The sequence below is a fragment of the Streptomyces sp. MGP-P1 genome, from assembly GCF_057766565.1.
This window is the reverse complement of record NZ_JBYMEM010000005.1, coordinates 686,843-704,354: the sequence shown is the minus strand read 5'-3', so window position 1 is coordinate 704,354 and position 17,512 is coordinate 686,843. Positions and strand designations below refer to the sequence as shown.

The following is a 17,512-nucleotide window of genomic DNA, read 5'->3' as shown; positions in this document are numbered from 1 at the left end:
GTCACCGGTCGTCCGCCACCGGGAGCGGTCCCCCGCCGCCGGGCGCGGTCATGCTCCCGGCTCGGGGGTGAGCGCGCGACCGGGGCCTGATTCCAGGATTCCGGATCGTGCGATCAGGTAGCCGAGCTGGGCACGGCTGTTGCTGCCGAGCGCGACGCTGAGTTTGGCGATGTGCGACCGGCAGGTGCGGACGTTCATGCCGAGGCGGCGGGCGATGGCCTCGTCGACGTGGCCCTCGACGAGCAGTTTGGCGATCGAATGTCTCACCCCGGAGATGCCGTCCGTCGTGGAGTCGTACGGGATCTGTTCCTGGAGGGGTACCGCGCGGTGCCAGAACTGCTCGAAGACCTTGGCGAGGTACTCCACGATGCCGGGGTGCCGCAGCTCGAGGGCTACGGTGCGGTCGTCGGTCGCCGGTATGAAGGCGACGGTGCGATCGAAGATCATGAGCCGCTCTATCAGCTCCTCGAGTGTTCGGATCTCCACCTTGCTCTCGGCCATTCGGGCCGCGTAATTGAGGGTTCCATGGCTGTGGCGGACGGTGTGCTGGTACAGGGTGCGCATGCCGACGCCACGTTCCGCGAGCATCTGACCGCGTTCCATGGCGATGGTGAGGGCGTTCTCGCTGCGCCCGCCGCCCGGCTGAATGGTGAGGACTTCCGAACGGCACTCGGCGAGGGCGAGTTCGATCGAGGCGTTGATGCGGCCGATGCCTTCGAGGACCGTAATGGCGTGTGTGGTCGGCGGAGCCTGGGCACTGATCGCCATGAAGGGTTCGAACACCTCGGTGAGCTCCACCGAGAGCCGCCTTCGCTCCTGGATCTCCCGCTCGATCGGGTGGAGCCGCTGCGTGAGCGCCGCGGACGGCGGCACCGGCCGCAGCCAGGTGGGGTCGTCGGGATCGGGATGGAGCAGGGCGAATTCGAGCAGACACGGAGCGTCTTCCGCCTCGACGCGAGCTATTTTGCCCACACTCAGCGCACTGGCGTAGACCCGTGCTCCCTCGTCACACAAGGCACTAACCGAGTGGGGATGTACCGCTTTAGTGCTGTCTGTGGTCAATTCTCCACCCCCCAGGAACATGAATCAGCAGGAACATGATGCATCGCTTCTGTGGCGTTGACGTGCCTGGATGGGCCATCGTCTTGTTCTGCGGGGGAGAGGAAACCTTGGAAGTGAGGACGAAGCCCATCATGAGTAACAAAACGCTTCGCTCGGTGCTTGCTGTTGCCTTCTCCGTTGGGCTGACGACCGGGGCGCTGAGTGTTCTTGACCTCGTTGAGGGCGGCGTGACCCACGGTACGGCCGGCGCACAGGTGCAGGCCGCTCCGCCTCCGGACCTGGCCTGGGACTCCATGCCCGCACGGACGACGGGGGCAGAAGCAGCCCCCGGGGCGCTGTCGGAGAACGCCCCTGTCGCACGGGGCCGGGTATGAGCACCCCGCCGGACGACCGGACCTTCCGGCGCGAGATGGCGACCGCCTATCGCTCAGGGTGGCATTTCATCGATCTGCTCACGGCACTCCCCCGCCGTGGCGACTCGTTGATGGTCACCCTGTTCGGAGAGCCGATCGTCGTGGTGATGGAGGAGGACGAGGACGTCCGCGCCTATCGCTGTCTCCGTCGGCCGCGCGGTGCGCCGCAGCCGGTCCGCTGTGCCGTGAGGTACGGCATGATCTTCGTCAACCTCGATCAGCGGGACCATGAGCTGTTCGACGCAGAACCACTTTCCGCCACCCCCCGCAGTGCCTGAGCGATTCCCCCGTCGTCACCTATCGCTCCGGCGCTTCCCCCACACAGCGGCGCCACCGTGACCTGAACACGGTGGCGCCGTTGTGCTGTTCCCGTACGGGGGCGGCGCCCGGGGAGCCGTGGGTCAGGCCTTGCCGAGCGCCCGGTCGAGGGTGATCTCGATGACGACCCGGGTCGGGTTGATCCGCGGGGCGCGGCCGTAGCGCGCCTCGTGACGGGCTTCCGCGTCCGCGACGGCCTCCGGCTCCGTGCGGATGACCGCGAGGCCCTCCAGGGTCGCCCAGCGGGCCCTGTCGATCTGGCAGACGGCCACGCGTGCCCCGCCGGGTCCGGCGGCCCGGATGTTGGCGACCTTGCGGCTGCCCCCGTCGGTGATCACGCGCGCGACCCCGGCCTCCGGGTCGTACGTCACGCACACCGGCACCACGTGCGGCGTGCCGTCCGGGCGGGGCGTCGTCAGGGTGGAGAGGTGGCTCTCGCGCCAGAACGCGGCATAAGCGGGAGTGGGGTCGTGTACGTCTGCCATGGGGGCAGCGTACGAGGGTCGTCGCCGGGGGGCCGCAGCGCGTGCGCGCCATGCCTTGAGTGGAATACACTCAACTTTGTGTAGGTTGACCAAGTCAACACAGGAATCGGGCGCGAGGAGGAGTGACCACACGTGGACGCCGAGCTGACCAACAAGAGCCGGGACGCCATCAACGCGGCCACCAGCAGGGCGGTGAAGGACGGGCACGCCGATCTGACCCCGGGGCACCTGCTCCTCGCGCTGCTGGAGGGCCAGGACAACGAGAACGTGACCGACCTGCTCGCCGCCGTCGAGGCCGACCAGGCCGCGGTGCGGGGCGGGACCGAGCGGCTGCTCGGGGGACTGCCCAGCGTCACCGGCTCCACCGTCGCCCCGCCGGCGCCCAACCGCGAGCTGCTGGCCGTCATCCAGGACGCCGCCCAGCGGGCCGAGGAGCTGGGCGACGACTACATTTCCACCGAGCACCTGCTGATCGGCATCGCGGCCAAGGGCGGCCGTGCCGGTGAGGTCCTCGACGGGCAGGGCGCCAGTGCGAAGAAGCTGCTGGCGGCATTCGAGACGAGCAGGGGAGGGCGCCGGGTGACCACACCCGACCCGGAGGGCCAGTACAAGGCCCTGGAGAAGTTCGGCACCGACTTCACGGCCGCCGCGCGCGAGGGCAAGCTGGACCCGGTCATCGGCCGCGACCAGGAGATCCGCCGCGTCGTGCAGGTGCTGTCGCGCCGGACGAAGAACAACCCCGTGCTCATCGGCGAGCCCGGCGTCGGCAAGACCGCCGTCGTCGAGGGGCTCGCCCAGCGCATCGTCAAGGGCGACGTTCCCGAGAGCCTGAAGAACAAGCGGCTCGTCTCGCTGGACCTCGGCGCGATGGTCGCCGGCGCGAAGTACCGCGGCGAGTTCGAGGAGCGACTGAAGACCGTCCTCTCCGAGATCAAGGAGAGCGACGGCCGGATCATCACGTTCATCGACGAACTGCACACCGTCGTCGGCGCGGGCGCCGGCGGCGACTCCGCCATGGACGCGGGCAACATGCTCAAGCCGATGCTGGCCCGCGGCGAGCTGCGCATGGTCGGCGCGACCACGCTCGACGAGTACCGCGAGCGCATCGAGAAGGACCCCGCCCTGGAGCGGCGCTTCCAGCAGGTGCTGGTCGCCGAGCCCTCCGTCGAGGACACCATCGCGATCCTGCGCGGGCTCAAGGGCCGCTACGAGGCCCACCACAAGGTGCAGATCGCGGACTCGGCGCTGGTGGCCGCCGCCACCCTCTCCGACCGCTACATCACCTCCCGCTTCCTCCCCGACAAGGCCATCGACCTCGTCGACGAGGCGGCCTCCCGGCTCCGGATGGAGATCGACTCCTCACCGCTGGAGATCGACGAACTCCAGCGCTCCGTCGACCGGTTGCGCATGGAGGAGCTGGCCCTCAAGAACGAGTCCGACCCCGCCTCCAAGCAGCGGCTGGAGAAGCTGCGCCGCGACCTCGCCGACAAGGAGGAGGAGCTGCGCGGCCTCAACGCCCGCTGGGAGAAGGAGAAGCAGGGCCTCAACCGGGTCGGTGAGCTGAAGGAGCGCCTCGACGAGCTGCGGGGCCAGGCCGAACGCGCCCAGCGCGACGGTGACTTCGACGCCGCGTCCAAGCTGCTGTACGGGGAGATCCCGGGCCTGGAGCGAGAGTTGGAGGAGGCCGCTGAGGCGGAGCAGGAGGCCTCCAAGGACACCATGGTCAAGGAGGAGGTCGGCCCGGACGACATCGCGGACGTCGTCGGCGCCTGGACCGGCATCCCGGCCGGACGGCTGCTGGAGGGCGAGACCCAGAAGCTGCTGCGGATGGAGTCCGAGCTGGGCAGGCGGCTGATCGGGCAGAGCGAGGCCGTGCAGGCCGTGTCCGACGCCGTACGCCGCACGCGGGCCGGGATCGCGGATCCCGACCGGCCCACCGGGTCGTTCCTCTTCCTCGGGCCCACCGGCGTCGGCAAGACCGAGCTGGCCAAGGCGCTCGCGGACTTCCTGTTCGACGACGAGCGGGCCATGATCCGCATCGACATGAGCGAGTACGGCGAGAAGCACAGCGTCGCCCGCCTCGTCGGCGCCCCGCCCGGCTACGTCGGCTACGAGGAGGGCGGCCAGCTCACCGAGGCCGTCCGCCGCCGCCCGTACAGCGTCGTGCTGCTGGACGAGGTCGAGAAGGCCCACCCCGAGGTCTTCGACGTCCTGCTCCAGGTCCTCGACGACGGCCGGCTCACCGACGGCCAGGGCCGCACGGTCGACTTCCGCAACACCATCCTCGTCCTCACCTCCAACCTCGGCTCCCAGTTCCTGATGGACCCCCTGGTCGAGCCCGAGGTCAAGAAGCAGCAGGTGCTGGAGGTGGTGCGGGCCTCCTTCAAGCCGGAGTTCATCAACCGGCTCGACGACCTGGTGGTCTTCTCCGCCCTGTCCGGAGACGAGCTCGCGCACATCGCCGGGCTCCAGATCGACCGGCTGGCGAAGCGCCTCGCCGACCGCAGGCTCACCCTGGAGGTCTCGCCGGAGGCGCTGGCCTGGCTCGCCGAGGAGGGCAACGACCCGGCGTACGGGGCGCGACCGCTGCGCCGGCTCATCCAGAGCGCGATCGGCGACCGGCTCGCCAAGGAGATCCTGTCCGGCGAGGTCCGCGACGGCGACACCGTACGGGTGGAGCGGACGGAGGACGGGCTGACCGTCGGCCCCGCCGCGTAAACGCCCGGGCGAGGTCGTAACCGTCGGTCACGGAGTCTCGCGGTCCGTCGGTGGAGGTCCGGCCGGTGGCCCGGCCGACGCCCGGCGGTTCCCGTCCCCGCGCGCTGTCTGTCAGCTTGTGGCGGATCGAGGCCGCCCGGGCTTGCCATGCCCCGCCCGCCATGGGAGAGGATGGCCGTACTCGTCACGAAGGGAAATAACGGTGAGCATCGATCCGTCCTCGATTCCTAATTTCGGGGGCCAGCCCGAACCGCAGGCGGCAGGACCGGAGGGCCCCGTCGTCCCTGACCAGGACCTCGTCAAGCAGCTCCTCGACCAGATGGAGCTGAAGTACGTCGTCGACGACGAGGGCGACCTCGCGGCGCCATGGGAAGAGTTCCGGACGTACTTCATGTTCCGGGGCGAGGACGAGCAGCAGGTCTTCTCGGTCCGCACGTTCTACGACCGCCCCCACGACCTCGACCAGCGTCCCGTCCTGCTGGACGCCATCGACGACTGGAACCGCCGCACCCTGTGGCCCAAGGTCTACACCCACGCCCACGAGGGCGAGGAGGGCGAGGCGGGTTCCGTCCGGCTGATCGGTGAGGCGCAGATGCTCATCGGCACCGGCGTCAGCCTGGAGCACTTCGTCTCCTCGACGGTGAGCTGGGTCCGCGCCTCGATCGAGTTCGACAAGTGGCTCGTCGAGCGCCTCGGCATCGAGCCCGCCGAGGACAAGACGGAGGGCGAGGAGCCCGCGGGCGCCTAGTTCCTCCCCCAGGGCCAGACGCCGCCCGGCAGGCGGCAGTTCGACCGACTGGCCCCAGCGACGGGCGCGGCCCGGGAGACGGTCATCACGGCCGTCTCCCGGGCCGTCTCCGTGTTCAGCCCAGCCGGGCCAGGCGCTCCACCGCCTCTTCCAGGACCTCGTCCTTCTTGCAGAAGGTGAAGCGGACCTGGCTGCGGCCCGCCTCCGGATCGTCGTAGAAGACCGAGTTCGGCACGGCCGCCACCCCGCAGCGCTCCGGGAGCGCGCGGCAGAAGGCGCCCGCGTCCTCGTCGCCGAACGGGGAGATGTCGGTGGTGATGAAGTACGTCCCCTCCGGCTCGTAGACCCGGAAGCCCGCGGCGCGCAGCCCCTTCGCCAGCAGGTCCCGCTTGCGGCGCATGCCCTCGCGGAAGTCGGTGAAGAAGGCGTCGGGCAGGGCGAGCGCCTCGGCGATCGCGTACTGGAACGGGCCCCCGCTGACGAAGGTCAGATACTGCTTCGCCGCGCGGACGGCGGCCACCAGCGGCGCGTCCCCGGTGACCCAGCCGATCTTCCACCCGGTGTACGAGAACGTCTTGCCGGAGGAGGAGATCGACACCGTGCGCCCGCGCATCCCGGGGAGCGCGGCGATCGGGTGGTGCGCCCCCGCGAAGACCAGGTGCTCGTACACCTCGTCGGTGACCACCAGCAGATCGTGCTCCACCGCGAGGGCCGCGATCCCGGCCAGCTCGTCGGGGGTGAGCACCGCGCCGGTGGGGTTGTGCGGGGTGTTCAGGAGCAGCAGTCGGGTGCGCGGGGTGATCAGGGTGCGCAGTTCGTCGAGGTCCGGCCGGAAGTCCGGGGCGCGCAGGGTGAGCGGTACGCGCTGCGCGCCCGCCATGGCGATGCAGGCGGCGTACGAGTCGTAGTACGGCTCAAAGGCGATGACCTCGTCGCCCGGTTCGAGGAGGGCGAGCAGCGAGGCGGCGATCGCCTCGGTGGCGCCGGTCGTCACCAGGACCTCCGTCTCCGGGGACCAGGTCAGGCCGTAGAAGCGTTCCTGGTGGGCGGCGACGGCGGTGCGCAGCTCCGGGACGCCGGGGCCCGGCGGGTACTGGTTGCCGTGCCCGGCGCGCAGCGCCCGGACCGCCGCCTCCCGGATCTCCTCGGGGCCGTCGGTGTCGGGGAAGCCCTGGCCGAGGTTGATGGAGCCGGTCCGCACGGCCAGCGCGGACATCTCCGCGAAGATCGTCGTGCCGAACGCGGCGAGGCGGCGGTTGAGCAGTGGCCGCCCCTCCGCCGGGGTTCCCTGGGTCGCTCGTCCCTGTGTCATGGGCGCCATCCTGGGCCGAAGCTCTGGAGTTGCTCAAGTCCGCTTTGGCGCGCGGAGGGCTGGGGAATCCCCCTGTCACAACAACGGGGAAGCGATGGGGGACCTCGCTTCGGGGGAAGGAAAGGCGGGTGGGGAGCATGAGCGTCTTCATCGCGGTGCTGGTCGCCGTGGTCGTCGTCGGAGCGCTGCTGGCCGGTCTGCGGGTCACCGGTGGGCGCGGACCGGCCAGGCCGCGCGTCGGGCGCCGGCGCTCTGCGGGCGGAGCCTCCGCCGACGGCGGGGGCGGCTCCGGCGGCTGGTGGTCGGGGGGCGACTCGGGCGGGCACTCCTGCGGCGGCGGTTCGTCGTGCGGGGGTGGCGGGGGCGGCTGCGGTGGAGGCGGCAACTGACCGGGCCGTCGGTGCGCAGTCACCGAAAGTGACATGAGGCCGGGCGTCCGGAGGGTGAACTCCCTCCGGGCGCTCTTTTGTTGAGCGGCGCGGATCTGTTGGGCGACGCGGATCCGTTGCGCGGCGGGGACGTTTTTGGCTGAACAAGTGAACCGATGGGCCCCCGGGGGGATGGAAACCACGGCAAGTTGGGCGAAAGCGCTGTGAGTGGGCGTACTTCGTGATTCCCTCGGTGAAGAGAACAATCAGCCCTCGGACCCCAGTCGGACCAGATCGGGCGCTCCCCACCTCCCACGTGCGGCAACTCGGGGCGTCCTGCTGTCCATGTGTCCATGTGTGTTTGCGGAGCCCACCCATGCTCACCACCCTCCAGACGGCCTATTCCGATACCCGCGCCGCCGACCTGGCCTGGATGCTGGGGCGGGAGCCGCTGCCCGCCCTGGCAGTCCTCGATCTCCAGCTCGGCGGCGCCGAACTCCAGTTGAGGCTGCTCGGCGCCTCCCATCAGGTCCTCCTCCAGGAGGACCGCGGCGTCTGCTCCGAGACCGTGGCCTGTATGCCCGGCAGCAGCACCCCCCTGCCCCTCGGCGTCGCGAAGCGGCTCGGGGACTGGGAGTACGAATTCGCGGCGCGCGTCGAGACCCTGACGCAGGGCCAGTTCGCCGGGCGGGCGCAGGAGTTGCTCGCCCTGGTGAGCGACCACCCGCACGGCCTGGCGGGCACCTTCCCCGGCAACCCGTACGCCTTCACCGCGATGCTCGCCCAGCGCACCGAGGGCCAGGTGCGGTGGCGCACCTGGCACGCGTACCCGCAGGAGGGGCAGTTGGTGGTGACCCGGACCAGGGTGGGGGTGCGGATTCCCGCGCCCGCGGTCTGACCGGCGGGGGGCACGGGAGTCCGGCGCCCGCGGCCCGACCGGCAGGGGGCACGGGAGTGCGGCGCCCGCGGCCCGACCGGCAGCGGCACTTACACCCGTGTGGGTGACAGGCTGCGCTGGTTCGGTGACGTAGCGTTCGCGTCATGATCGACCAGCAGATATCGCTGCGAGGGGGCGCGGCGCGGCTTCCCGTACGGCCGAGGACCGGCCGGTTCCTCGTGCTGGCCGCGGTCTTCGTCTGCGCCGCCTGCGGTCTCGTCTACGAGCTCGAACTGGTCGCCCTCGCCTCCTACTTGATCGGCGATTCGGTCACCCAGGCCTCCATCGTGCTCTCCGTGATGGTGTTCGCGATGGGCATCGGCTCCCTTCTCGCGAAACGTTTGCGCTGCCGCGCCGCCGTCGGCTTCGGGATGGTCGAGGCGGCCCTCGCGCTGATCGGCGGCTCCTCCGCGCTGGTGCTCTACGCCTCGTTCGCCTGGCTGGGCGACTCGCAGTACGCGCTGGTCGGGTTCTCGCTGGCGATCGGGGTGCTGATCGGCGCGGAGATCCCGCTGCTGATGACGTTGATCCAGCGCGTCGACCGGCAGGACGCGGGCGGTGTCGTCGCCGATCTCTTCGCCGCCGACTACGTGGGCGCGCTGGTCGGCGGTCTCGCGTTCCCGTTCCTGCTGCTGCCGGTGCTGGGGCAGCTGACCGGTGCGCTGTTCACCGGCGCGGTCAACGCGGCGGCGGGCGGCGCGCTGGTCCTGTGGGTGTTCCGGCGCGACCTCACCTCCCGTTCCCGGTGGCTCCTCGTCCTGGTCAACGGCGCGGTGATCGCGGTGCTGGCCACGGCCACGGTGCTGGTCGACGACTTCGAGCGGGCGGCGCGGCGCGCGGTGTACGGGGACCAGGTGCGCGTCGCCGTGCAGACCGGGGTGCAGGAGGTCGTCCTGACCGGCACCGACCGCGATTCCCTCGACCTCTATCTGGACGGCCGGTTGCGGGTCAGCGCCCGCGACGAGTACCGCTACCACGAGGCGCTGGTGCACCCCGCGATGAACGGGCCCCGCGCCCGCGTGCTCATCCTGGGCGGCGGCGACGGTCTGGCCGCCCGCGAGACGCTGCGTTACGAGGATGTCCGCTCGGTCACCGTCGTCGAGCTGGACCCGGCCGTCACCCGACTGGCCCGCACGGACCCCGCGCTCTCCGAGCTGAACGACCACGCCTTCCGCGACCCCCGCGTCTCGGTGGTCGGTGCGGACGCGTTCACCTGGCTCCGGGCCGACCGGGGACGCTACGACGTGGTGGTCTCCGACCTTCCGGACCCGGGCATCACCGGCAGTACGAAGCTGTACTCCGCCGAGTTCTACGGGCTGGTCGCGGAGGCCCTGGCCCCGGACGGGCGGCTCGCGGTGCACGCCGGGCCGCTGGGAGCCCGGCCGGGGACCTTCTGGACGGTGGAGGCCTCGGTGCGCGCCGGCGGCCTCGCGACCCGCCCGTACCGCGTCACCGGCCGGTACACGGGCCTCGCCGCGGGCCCGGACCGGGGCGGCGGCGAGGGCCGGGAGCGGGAGGACTGGGGCTTCCTCCTCGCCGGACCGGGCGTGGCCCCGCGGCTCGCCCTGGCCGCCGACGGGCCCGTACCGCGGTCGCTGGGCGGCCGGGAGCTGCGCGAGGGGGCGCGGGCGGCGGACGAAGCCCGGCTTCCCGGGCTGATTCCGTCGACGCTGATCCATCCGCGGTACTGGGAGGACGTGTGAGCGCGCGCGGCTTTCGGCGGGCGGAAGCGCTGACGTCCGGGCCGGGGCCGATTAGGCTCGGTCTCCATGGAGCATGAGGTGTTCGTTCCGGTTCCCGTCCCGACCCTGCTGCGCACGCTGGGCGATCCCGCTCGGGTCGCTCGCTGCGTCCCCGGCCTCCAGCAGGACGCCGACGCGTCGGCGTCGCCGCTGGCGGGCCGGCTGAAGCTGCGGGCCGACGGCCACACCATCACCTACCGGGGCGAGCTGCGGCTCACCGGCCCGGAAAAATCCGGCGGTTCGGGCGGGCAGCGCTTCTCGGTGACCGGGCACGGTGTCGAGGCCCGGGGCGCCGGTGCGGTCGAGCTGTCTCTGACCATCGGCCTCACGGAGGCGGACGGCGGGACGGCGCTCGCCTTCAGCGGCACCGCGAGCGGGGACGGGCGGCTGGTCGAGCTGGCGGAGGGCGCCGCGCTCGCGGCAGCGCACCGGCTCCTGGACCGTTTCACCCAGCAGCTGGTGACGGAGTCGCTGGCGGTGCGGGACGCGGACGCGGGTGAGGCCGGGGGCGCGGGTGAGGGCCTGGACGACGATGGCGACGGGGACGACGGCGCGGTGGTCGCCGAGGGGCTCTCGGGCGATGAGGACGCGGCCGAGGGTGACGGTGGCGTAGGCGTCGGGAACGAAGGTGTCGGGAACGAAGGTGGTTCTTCCGGGGCCGGGGCCGAGGCGGAGGCGGGGGCGGAGGCCGAGGGCGGCGAGCCCGGGGCGGAGGAGTCCGGGTCCGTGTTCGACTCGCCCGTGCCGCCGCCCTCGCTCGACCCCGTCGCCGGCGTGGAGTTCACCGTTCCGGACGAACCGCCCGCCGAGGCCGCACACGCCCGCCGCACCATGATCGGACGCAGCGCCGAGGAGGTCGACCACGCGCCCCCTCGGGGCCGCTACGCCCCCGTGCCCTCCCCGGAGGCCGGCGGCGCGAGCACCACCCTGCGGTGGGTCGCCCCCGCCGCCGCCCTCGCGCTCGCCTCCGCCGTGGTGCTGAGCCGGGCGCTGCGACGCCGGAGGTAGCGGACGCCGGTGGCGATGGTCACCGGTGGCGATGGTCACCGGTGGCGACGGGTGCCGGAGGCGATAGTCACCGGTGGCGACGGGTGCCGGAGCGGGCCAGTAGGGTCGTCGGGTGAGCAGGAGCGAAGAGAACGTCAGGCTGACCGTCGGCGAAGCCGAGTTGACCGTCGACCCCGGGCACGGCTGCCGGATCAGCAGCCTGCGGATCGGGGCGCCGAACTGCTCCGCCAGGGCGAGCGGTACGGCTGCTTCCCGATGGTGCCCTGGTGCGGGCGCACCGGGAACGGGGAGTTCCGCAACGGCGACGAGCTCCACCGGCTGCCGTTGAACTCCCCGCCGCACGCCATCCACGGCACCGGCCGCGACACCTCCTGGGAGCCGGCGTTCACGGCCGCCGACCTGGAGGAGGGGCGGGCCGCGTTCTACTACGACCTCGCCGAGCCCTGGCCGTACCGGGGCCGGGTGACGCAGACCTTCGAGCTGACCGGGGACGCGCTGACGCTGGGCCTCGCCGTCGAGACGTCACGCGACTCCTTCCCGGCCCAGGCCGGCTGGCACCCCTGGTTCCGCCGCACCCTCGACGGCGTGGCCGCCGAGCTCTCCTTCGACGCCGCCTGGCAGGAGGAACGCGGCGCGGACCATCTGCCCACCGGCCGTCGCATCGACCCCCTGCCCGGTCCGTGGGACGACTGCTTCGGCATGCCCGACGGCGTGGACGTGAAGCTCACCTGGCCGGAGCGGCTGGAGCTGACGGTCAAGAGCCGCAGCGAGTGGGTGGTCGTCTACGACGAGCAGGACGAGGCCGTCTGCGTCGAGCCGCAGTCCGGGCCGCCGAACGGGCTGAACACCGCGCCCCGGCTGGTGACCCCGATCGACCCGCTGGAGATGACGACGACCTGGAGCTGGACGCGGCTCTGAGCCGGTGCCCGGCGGTGGGCCGGTGCGGTACCGCTTACCCTCGTGGTCATGACTGACGTACGCGCTGACCTGCTCCAGCAGATCAAGGACAAGGCCGTGGTGCACGGCAAGGTGACCCTCTCCTCGGGGCTGGAAGCCGACTGGTACATCGACCTGCGCCGGATCACGCTGGACGGCAAGGCCGCGCCGCTGGTCGGCCAGGTCATGCTCGACACCACCGCCGAGCTGGACTACGACTGCGTCGGCGGGCTGACCCTGGGCGCCGACCCGGTCGCCACCTCGATGCTGCACGCCTCCGCCGCCCGCGGCGAGAGCCTGGACGCGTTCGTCGTCCGCAAGGCGCAGAAGGCGCACGGGATGCAGCGCCGGATCGAGGGCACCGACGTGAAGGGCCGCCGCTGCCTGGTCGTCGAGGACACCTCGACGACGGGCGGTTCCCCGCTGACCGCCGTCGAGGCGGTGCGCGAGGCGGGCGGCGAGGTCGTCGCCGTCGCGGTGATCGTCGAGCGCGGTGCCGCCCCGGCCATCGCCGAGGCCGGTCTGCCGTACATCCACGTCTACTCGGTGGCCGACCTCGACCTGGGCTGAGCGGCCACCCGGCAGCCCCTGAGCCCGTGGCGGACGGTTTCACGTGAAACAGGGTCCGCCGAGTGGAGCCGGATGAGGAGTCTGGGAAGATGGGGGCGACGATGACGTCGCCCCCAGGTCAGGGACTCAAAGCCTGCACACCCGCACATCCCAAGGAGCGGTCAGATGCCCATCGCAACCCCCGAGGCGTACGCCGAGATGCTCGACCGGGCAAAGGCGGGCAAGTTCGCCTACCCGGCCATCAACGTCACCTCGACCCAGACCCTGCACGCCGCCCTGCGCGGTTTCGCGGAGGCCGAGAGCGACGGCATCGTCCAGATCTCCACCGGCGGTGCGGAGTTCCTGGGCGGCCAGTACAACAAGGACATGGTCACGGGCGCGGTCGCCCTGGCGGAGTTCGCGCACATCGTCGCCGCGAAGTACGACGTCACCATCGCGCTGCACACCGACCACTGCCCCAAGGACAAGCTGGACGGTTACGTACGTCCGCTGCTCGACGTCTCCGCGGAGCGCGTCGCCAAGGGTCTGAACCCGCTGTTCCAGTCCCACATGTGGGACGGTTCGGCCGAGACCCTCGCCGACAACCTGGCCATCGGCCAGGAGCTGCTGGCCAAGGCCGCCGCCGCCAGGATCATCCTCGAGGTCGAGATCACCCCGACCGGCGGTGAGGAGGACGGCGTCACGCACGAGATCAACGACGAGCTGTACACGACCGTCGACGACGCGCTGCGCACCGCCGAGGCGCTCGGCCTGGGCGAGAAGGGCCGCTACCTGCTGGCCGCCTCCTTCGGCAACGTTCACGGCGTCTACAAGCCGGGCAACGTCGTGCTCCGTCCCGAGCTGCTGAAGGACCTCCAGTCGGGCGTCTCCGAGAAGTACGGCAAGCCGGCCGGCAGCCAGCCGTTCGACTTCGTCTTCCACGGCGGCTCGGGCTCCACCGCCGAGGAGATCGCCACCGCGCTGGAGAACGGCGTCGTGAAGATGAACCTCGACACCGACACCCAGTACGCCTTCACCCGCCCGGTCGTGGACCACGTGTTCCGCAACTACGACGGTGTCCTGAAGGTCGACGGCGAGGTCGGCAACAAGAAGACCTACGACCCCCGTACCTGGGGCAAGGCCGCCGAGGCGGGCATGGCCAAGCGCGTCACCGAGGCGTGCGGGAACCTGCGCTCCACGGGTACGAAGCTGAAGTAATCCCCGTCCGCACGGACGCACGGACGCACGGACGCACGGACGCACGGACGCACGGACGCACGGTGTCGGGCCCGGTCCTCCTTCAGGGGGGCCGGGCCCGCTGCCGTGCCAGGCCGTGCCAGGCCGCGCCGGAAGAGACCAGAAGAGAGAAGAGGGCCCCGCTGTGGGTGCGACTTACGATTTCGACACCGTCGTCGACCGCCGGGGCACCTGGTGCGTCCAGTGGGACGGGGTCGCTGACCGGTTCGGGGTCGACGGGCTGCTGCCGTTCACCATCTCCGACATGGACTTCGCCACGGCCCCCGAGGTCCTGGCCGCGCTCCGGGACCGCCTGGAACACGGGGTGTTCGGCTACACCACCTGGCAGCAGGACGACTTCCGCTCGGCGATAGCCCACTGGTACGCGACCCGGTACGACACCACGATCGACACCGGGCAGCTGGTCTACGGCCCGTCCGTGCTCAACCAGCTCTCCCAGCTGCTCCGGATGTGGACGGGAGAAGGGGACGGTGTCGTCGTCCACACCCCCACGTACGACGGCTTCCGCAAGGCGATCACCGGGCTCGGGCGCGAGCTGCGGGGGGTGCCGGTGGGGGACGAGGAGGCGCTGGAGCGCGAGCTGTCGCGGGCGGACGCGAAGGTGCTGCTGCTGTGCTCGCCGCACAACCCGACGGGGCGGGTGTGGACGGCCGACGAGCTGGCCCGGACGGCGGAGCTCGCGGAGCGGCACGGGGTCGCGGTGATCAGCGACGAGATCCACGCGGACTTCGTGCACGAGGAGCGTGTGGGGCGTGGCCATGTGCCGTGGACGCGGGTGGCGGGCGCCGGGCGCTGGGCCCTCATCTCCTCCGGGTCGAAGGCGTTCAACTTCCCGGCGCTGACCGGTTCGTACGGGTTGATCGGCGATCCGGCCGACCGGGCGGAGTACGTGCGCCGGATGGAGACGGGGGAGGGGCTGGCGTCGCCGGCCGTTCTGTCGTTGACCGCGCACATCGCGGCGTACCGGGAGGGGGCGGCGTGGCTGGACGCGGTACGGGCGTATGTGGCGGGGAACCTCGGTTACGTCGCGGAGCGGCTGGGCGAGGCCTTCCCCGAGCTGGGCTGGGCGCCGCCGCAGGCCGGGTACCTGGCCTGGATCGACCTGCGGCCGCTGGGGGTGGACGACGCCGCGTTGCAGCGGGTGCTGGTGGAGCGGGAGGGGGTGGCGATCATGGGGGGTGCCGTTTACGGGGCGCCCGGGTTCGTGCGGCTGAACGTGGGGTGTCCTCGGGAGAAGGTGGTGCGGGGGGTGTCGGCGTTGGTGCGGGCGGTGGGGGCCGTGCGGTAGGGGTGGTTGCGGGGGCTCCGCCCCCGGGCCCCCGTTGCGGGGGCTCTGCCCCCGTACCCCCGCTCCTCAATCGCCGGAGGGGCTGGAATTTGTGCCCCCGGTCCGGAGAGTGCGGGGCGGGGCGAGGCGGGGCAAGCTGCTTCCATGGCTGCTGCACCCGCGCCCGGCGAGATTCGGGTCGCCTCGTCCGTCGGGCGGTGGGTCGTTCTGACCACCGTGCTCGGCTCCAGCATGGCGATGCTGGACTCCACGGTCATCAACGTGGCCCTGCCCCGCATCGGCGAGGACCTCGGCACCGACATGGCCGCGCTCCAGTGGACCGTCAACGCGTACATGCTCACGCTCGCCGGGCTGATCCTCCTCGGCGGGGCGCTCGGGGACCGGTACGGGCGGCGGCGGGTGTTCGTGGTGGGGGTGGTGTGGTTCGCGGTGGCCTCGTTGCTCTGCGGGATCGCGCCGAACGCGGGGGTTCTCATCGCCGCCCGGGCCCTCCAAGGGGTCGGCGGCGCGCTGCTCACTCCGGGGTCCCTCGCGCTCATCCAGGCGAGCTTCCATCCGGACGACCGGGCCCGGGCCGTGGGGCTCTGGTCCGGGTTCGGCGGGGTCGGAGCGGCCGTGGGGCCCTTCGTGGGCGGGTGGCTCGTCGACGGGCCCGGGTGGCGGTGGGTCTTCCTGCTCAATCTGCCGCTCGCCGCGATCTGCGTGCCCGTCGCGCTCCGGCACGTACCGGAGTCGCGGGATCCGGCGGCGCACGGCCGGTTCGACGTGCTGGGGGCCGTCCTCGGGGCGCTGGCGCTCGCCGGGGTGACGTACGCACTGATCGAGGCCCCGGGGCGGGGCGCGTCGCCGGTGGTGATCGGGTCGGCCCTCGGCGGGGTGGCCCTCTCCGTGGCGTTCGTCCTGGTCGAGCGCCGGCGGGCGGACCCCATGCTGCCGCCGTCGATCTTCCGCTCCCGGCTGTTCACCTCGGTCAACCTGGTGACCTTCTGCGTCTACGCGGCCCTCGGCGGCTTCTTCTTCCTCTCCGCGATCCAGCTCCAGGTGGTGGCCGGATACTCGGCGCTGGGGGCCGGTACCGCGCTGCTGCCGACCACGGTCCTCATGCTGCTGTTCTCCGCCTGGTCGGGGGAGCTGGGGCGGCGGATCGGGCCCCGCATCCCCCTCACCGCGGGGCCGCTGCTGGCCGCCGCCGGGATGCTCCTGATGCTGCGGGTGGGGCCGGGCGCCCCGTCCGTCGGTTCGTACGTCAGTGAGGTGCTGCCCGCCGTCCTGGTGCTCGGCGCCGGGCTCGTCGTGGTCGTCGCGCCGCTCACCGCGACCGTCCTGGCCGCCGTGGACGCCGGGCGGGCTGGGCTGGCCAGCGGCATCAACAACGCCGCCGCGCGGGCCGCGGGGCTCATCGCGGTGGCGGCCCTGCCGCTGCTCGCCGGGATGGGGCCCGAGGCGTACCGGGACGCGGGGGAGTTCGCCGCGACCTTCAGGCGGGCGATGCCGATGTGCGCCGGGCTGCTGGTGGCGGGCGCGGTCATCGCCTGGTGGACGGTGCGCACCCCGGCCGCCGCCGCCGTCCGCGGCGAGCGGCCCGAGTGCGCGGTGCACTGCGGGGTCGTCGCCCCGCCGCTGGAGCCGGAGCGCCGCGAGGGATGACGTACGCCCGGGGGACAGGCCCCGGAGCACGGGCGGCCGGGTCGGGGCGCGGTGCCGCCGGACCCTCGCGGCAGGCACACTTGAGCCATGTCCATCCACGAGAACCTGCTCGGGGGCCCTGCCCCGACCCACCTCCCCGACGACCCGGAGCCGCGCGAGCTGCTCGCCGCCGGCACCCCGCCCGCCGAGGTCGCCGCGAAGTACCCCACCTCCTCGCTCGCCTGGGCGCAGCTCGCCGACGAGGCGTTCGAGGGCGGCCGGGTCGTCGAGTCGTACGCGTACGCCCGTACCGGCTACCACCGCGGCCTCGACTCCCTGCGCCGGGCCGGCTGGAAGGGCCACGGCCCCGTCCCGTTCGAGCACGAGCCGAACCGCGGCTTCCTGCGCGCCCTGCACGCCCTGGCGCGGGCCGCCGGGTCGATCGGGGAGACCGAGGAGCACGAGCGCTGCTCGACGTTCCTGCGGGACTCCTCGCCGACCGCCGCCGACATCCTGAGCTGAGCAGTCCTGCCCCGAGCCGCTCCCTGCCCAAGCACCTCGGGCGGGGAGCGGCCTAGGGCTTCGCTTCGGACCAGGCCGGGCTCGCGGGGTCCGGCACGCACATCTGCGGCGTTGTCGTCGGTCGGCATGGCTCCGCCATGACTCCCTCCTCCGCCTTGCAGCTGCACGCACCGGACCCCGCTCCCTGATCCGGCCTGGTCCGAAGCGAAGCCCTAGTATGCGA

General features: G+C 72.0%; 15 protein-coding genes and 1 pseudogene. 13 read left to right on the top strand and 3 right to left on the bottom strand.

Translation table 11 applies throughout. From position 1 onward, the window contains the following. Window positions 1–48 precede the first annotated feature (48 nt). On the bottom strand, window positions 49–1,083 hold the full coding sequence (locus tag AC3CH1_RS12585; RefSeq protein WP_488462979.1) for a helix-turn-helix transcriptional regulator: 1,035 nt from the start codon (window positions 1,081–1,083) through the stop codon (window positions 49–51). A gap of 349 nt (window positions 1,084–1,432) precedes the next feature. Between AC3CH1_RS12585 and AC3CH1_RS12580 the strand changes: the two genes are divergently transcribed. After that, window positions 1,433–1,753 carry a Rieske (2Fe-2S) protein gene (locus tag AC3CH1_RS12580; protein ID WP_003967571.1) on the top strand — a complete coding sequence of 107 codons (321 nt, stop codon included), beginning with the start codon at window positions 1,433–1,435 and terminating at the stop codon, window positions 1,751–1,753. Between the two features lie 123 nt (window positions 1,754–1,876). Here the strand turns inward: AC3CH1_RS12580 and AC3CH1_RS12575 are convergent, their stop codons facing one another. After that, window positions 1,877–2,278, bottom strand: a complete 402-nt coding sequence (locus tag AC3CH1_RS12575; protein ID WP_488462978.1) for a pyridoxamine 5'-phosphate oxidase family protein — start codon at window positions 2,276–2,278, stop codon at window positions 1,877–1,879. A 132-nt stretch (window positions 2,279–2,410) separates the two neighbouring features. Between AC3CH1_RS12575 and clpB the strand changes: the two genes are divergently transcribed. Then, on the top strand, window positions 2,411–4,996 hold the full coding sequence (gene clpB, locus AC3CH1_RS12570) for an ATP-dependent chaperone ClpB (RefSeq protein ID WP_488462977.1): 2,586 nt from the start codon (window positions 2,411–2,413) through the stop codon (window positions 4,994–4,996). A gap of 202 nt (window positions 4,997–5,198) precedes the next feature. Next, on the top strand, window positions 5,199–5,744 hold the full coding sequence (locus tag AC3CH1_RS12565; protein WP_361873235.1) for a type III secretion system chaperone family protein: 546 nt from the start codon (window positions 5,199–5,201) through the stop codon (window positions 5,742–5,744). Window positions 5,745–5,859: 115 nt separating this feature from the next. Here the strand turns inward: AC3CH1_RS12565 and AC3CH1_RS12560 are convergent, their stop codons facing one another. Then, entirely contained in the window at window positions 5,860–7,056 is a 1,197-nt protein-coding gene (locus AC3CH1_RS12560) for a pyridoxal phosphate-dependent aminotransferase (protein WP_488462976.1), read from the bottom strand. A 137-nt stretch (window positions 7,057–7,193) separates the two neighbouring features. On the opposite strand from AC3CH1_RS12560, the gene AC3CH1_RS12555 reads away from it, so the two are divergent. From AC3CH1_RS12555 to AC3CH1_RS12510, 10 genes and pseudogenes are all read left to right on the top strand, one after another. After that, window positions 7,194–7,445 carry a hypothetical protein gene (locus tag AC3CH1_RS12555; RefSeq protein WP_488462975.1) on the top strand — a complete coding sequence of 84 codons (252 nt, stop codon included), beginning with the start codon at window positions 7,194–7,196 and terminating at the stop codon, window positions 7,443–7,445. A 355-nt stretch (window positions 7,446–7,800) separates the two neighbouring features. Next, window positions 7,801–8,322, top strand: coding sequence for a DUF2617 family protein (locus AC3CH1_RS12550; protein WP_488462974.1), 522 nt, complete (start codon window positions 7,801–7,803; stop codon window positions 8,320–8,322). Between the two features lie 143 nt (window positions 8,323–8,465). Then, the gene (locus tag AC3CH1_RS12545; protein WP_488462973.1) at window positions 8,466–10,064 is read left to right on the top strand and encodes a polyamine aminopropyltransferase; all 1,599 of its coding nucleotides are present in this window, start codon (window positions 8,466–8,468) and stop codon (window positions 10,062–10,064) included. A gap of 66 nt (window positions 10,065–10,130) precedes the next feature. Continuing rightward, window positions 10,131–11,111: an SRPBCC family protein gene (locus AC3CH1_RS12540; RefSeq protein WP_488462972.1), complete on the top strand. Its 981-nt coding sequence runs from the start codon at window positions 10,131–10,133 to the stop codon at window positions 11,109–11,111. A gap of 112 nt (window positions 11,112–11,223) precedes the next feature. Further along, window positions 11,224–12,029, top strand: a pseudogene (locus tag AC3CH1_RS12535) (aldose epimerase family protein). Between the two features lie 48 nt (window positions 12,030–12,077). Beyond that, window positions 12,078–12,617, top strand: a complete 540-nt coding sequence (pyrE, locus tag AC3CH1_RS12530) for an orotate phosphoribosyltransferase (RefSeq protein WP_488462971.1) — start codon at window positions 12,078–12,080, stop codon at window positions 12,615–12,617. A gap of 165 nt (window positions 12,618–12,782) precedes the next feature. After that, window positions 12,783–13,814, top strand: coding sequence for a class II fructose-bisphosphate aldolase (gene fbaA, locus AC3CH1_RS12525; protein ID WP_488462970.1), 1,032 nt, complete (start codon window positions 12,783–12,785; stop codon window positions 13,812–13,814). A gap of 163 nt (window positions 13,815–13,977) precedes the next feature. Then, window positions 13,978–15,141: a MalY/PatB family protein gene (locus AC3CH1_RS12520; RefSeq protein WP_488462969.1), complete on the top strand. Its 1,164-nt coding sequence runs from the start codon at window positions 13,978–13,980 to the stop codon at window positions 15,139–15,141. A 144-nt stretch (window positions 15,142–15,285) separates the two neighbouring features. Then, window positions 15,286–16,788 carry a DHA2 family efflux MFS transporter permease subunit gene (locus tag AC3CH1_RS12515; RefSeq protein ID WP_488462968.1) on the top strand — a complete coding sequence of 501 codons (1,503 nt, stop codon included), beginning with the start codon at window positions 15,286–15,288 and terminating at the stop codon, window positions 16,786–16,788. An 87-nt stretch (window positions 16,789–16,875) separates the two neighbouring features. Continuing rightward, on the top strand, window positions 16,876–17,289 hold the full coding sequence (locus AC3CH1_RS12510) for a DUF3151 domain-containing protein (RefSeq protein WP_007452918.1): 414 nt from the start codon (window positions 16,876–16,878) through the stop codon (window positions 17,287–17,289). Window positions 17,290–17,512: the final 223 nt, after the last annotated feature.

What these genes read in the sequence shown, in the direction of transcription:
- AC3CH1_RS12510 (WP_007452918.1), top strand. Translation starts at nt 16,876, where the DNA reads ATGTCCATCCACGAGAACCTGCTCGGGGGCCCTGCCCCGACCCACCTC.
- AC3CH1_RS12560 (WP_488462976.1), bottom strand. Translation starts at nt 7,056, where the DNA reads ATGACACAGGGACGAGCGACCCAGGGAACCCCGGCGGAGGGGCGGCCA.
- pyrE (WP_488462971.1), top strand. Translation starts at nt 12,078, where the DNA reads ATGACTGACGTACGCGCTGACCTGCTCCAGCAGATCAAGGACAAGGCC.
- AC3CH1_RS12555 (WP_488462975.1), top strand. Translation starts at nt 7,194, where the DNA reads ATGAGCGTCTTCATCGCGGTGCTGGTCGCCGTGGTCGTCGTCGGAGCG.
- AC3CH1_RS12585 (WP_488462979.1), bottom strand. Translation starts at nt 1,083, where the DNA reads ATGTTCCTGGGGGGTGGAGAATTGACCACAGACAGCACTAAAGCGGTA.
- AC3CH1_RS12550 (WP_488462974.1), top strand. Translation starts at nt 7,801, where the DNA reads ATGCTCACCACCCTCCAGACGGCCTATTCCGATACCCGCGCCGCCGAC.
- AC3CH1_RS12515 (WP_488462968.1), top strand. Translation starts at nt 15,286, where the DNA reads ATGGCTGCTGCACCCGCGCCCGGCGAGATTCGGGTCGCCTCGTCCGTC.
- fbaA (WP_488462970.1), top strand. Translation starts at nt 12,783, where the DNA reads ATGCCCATCGCAACCCCCGAGGCGTACGCCGAGATGCTCGACCGGGCA.
- AC3CH1_RS12545 (WP_488462973.1), top strand. Translation starts at nt 8,466, where the DNA reads ATGATCGACCAGCAGATATCGCTGCGAGGGGGCGCGGCGCGGCTTCCC.
- AC3CH1_RS12580 (WP_003967571.1), top strand. Translation starts at nt 1,433, where the DNA reads ATGAGCACCCCGCCGGACGACCGGACCTTCCGGCGCGAGATGGCGACC.
- AC3CH1_RS12575 (WP_488462978.1), bottom strand. Translation starts at nt 2,278, where the DNA reads ATGGCAGACGTACACGACCCCACTCCCGCTTATGCCGCGTTCTGGCGC.
- AC3CH1_RS12540 (WP_488462972.1), top strand. Translation starts at nt 10,131, where the DNA reads ATGGAGCATGAGGTGTTCGTTCCGGTTCCCGTCCCGACCCTGCTGCGC.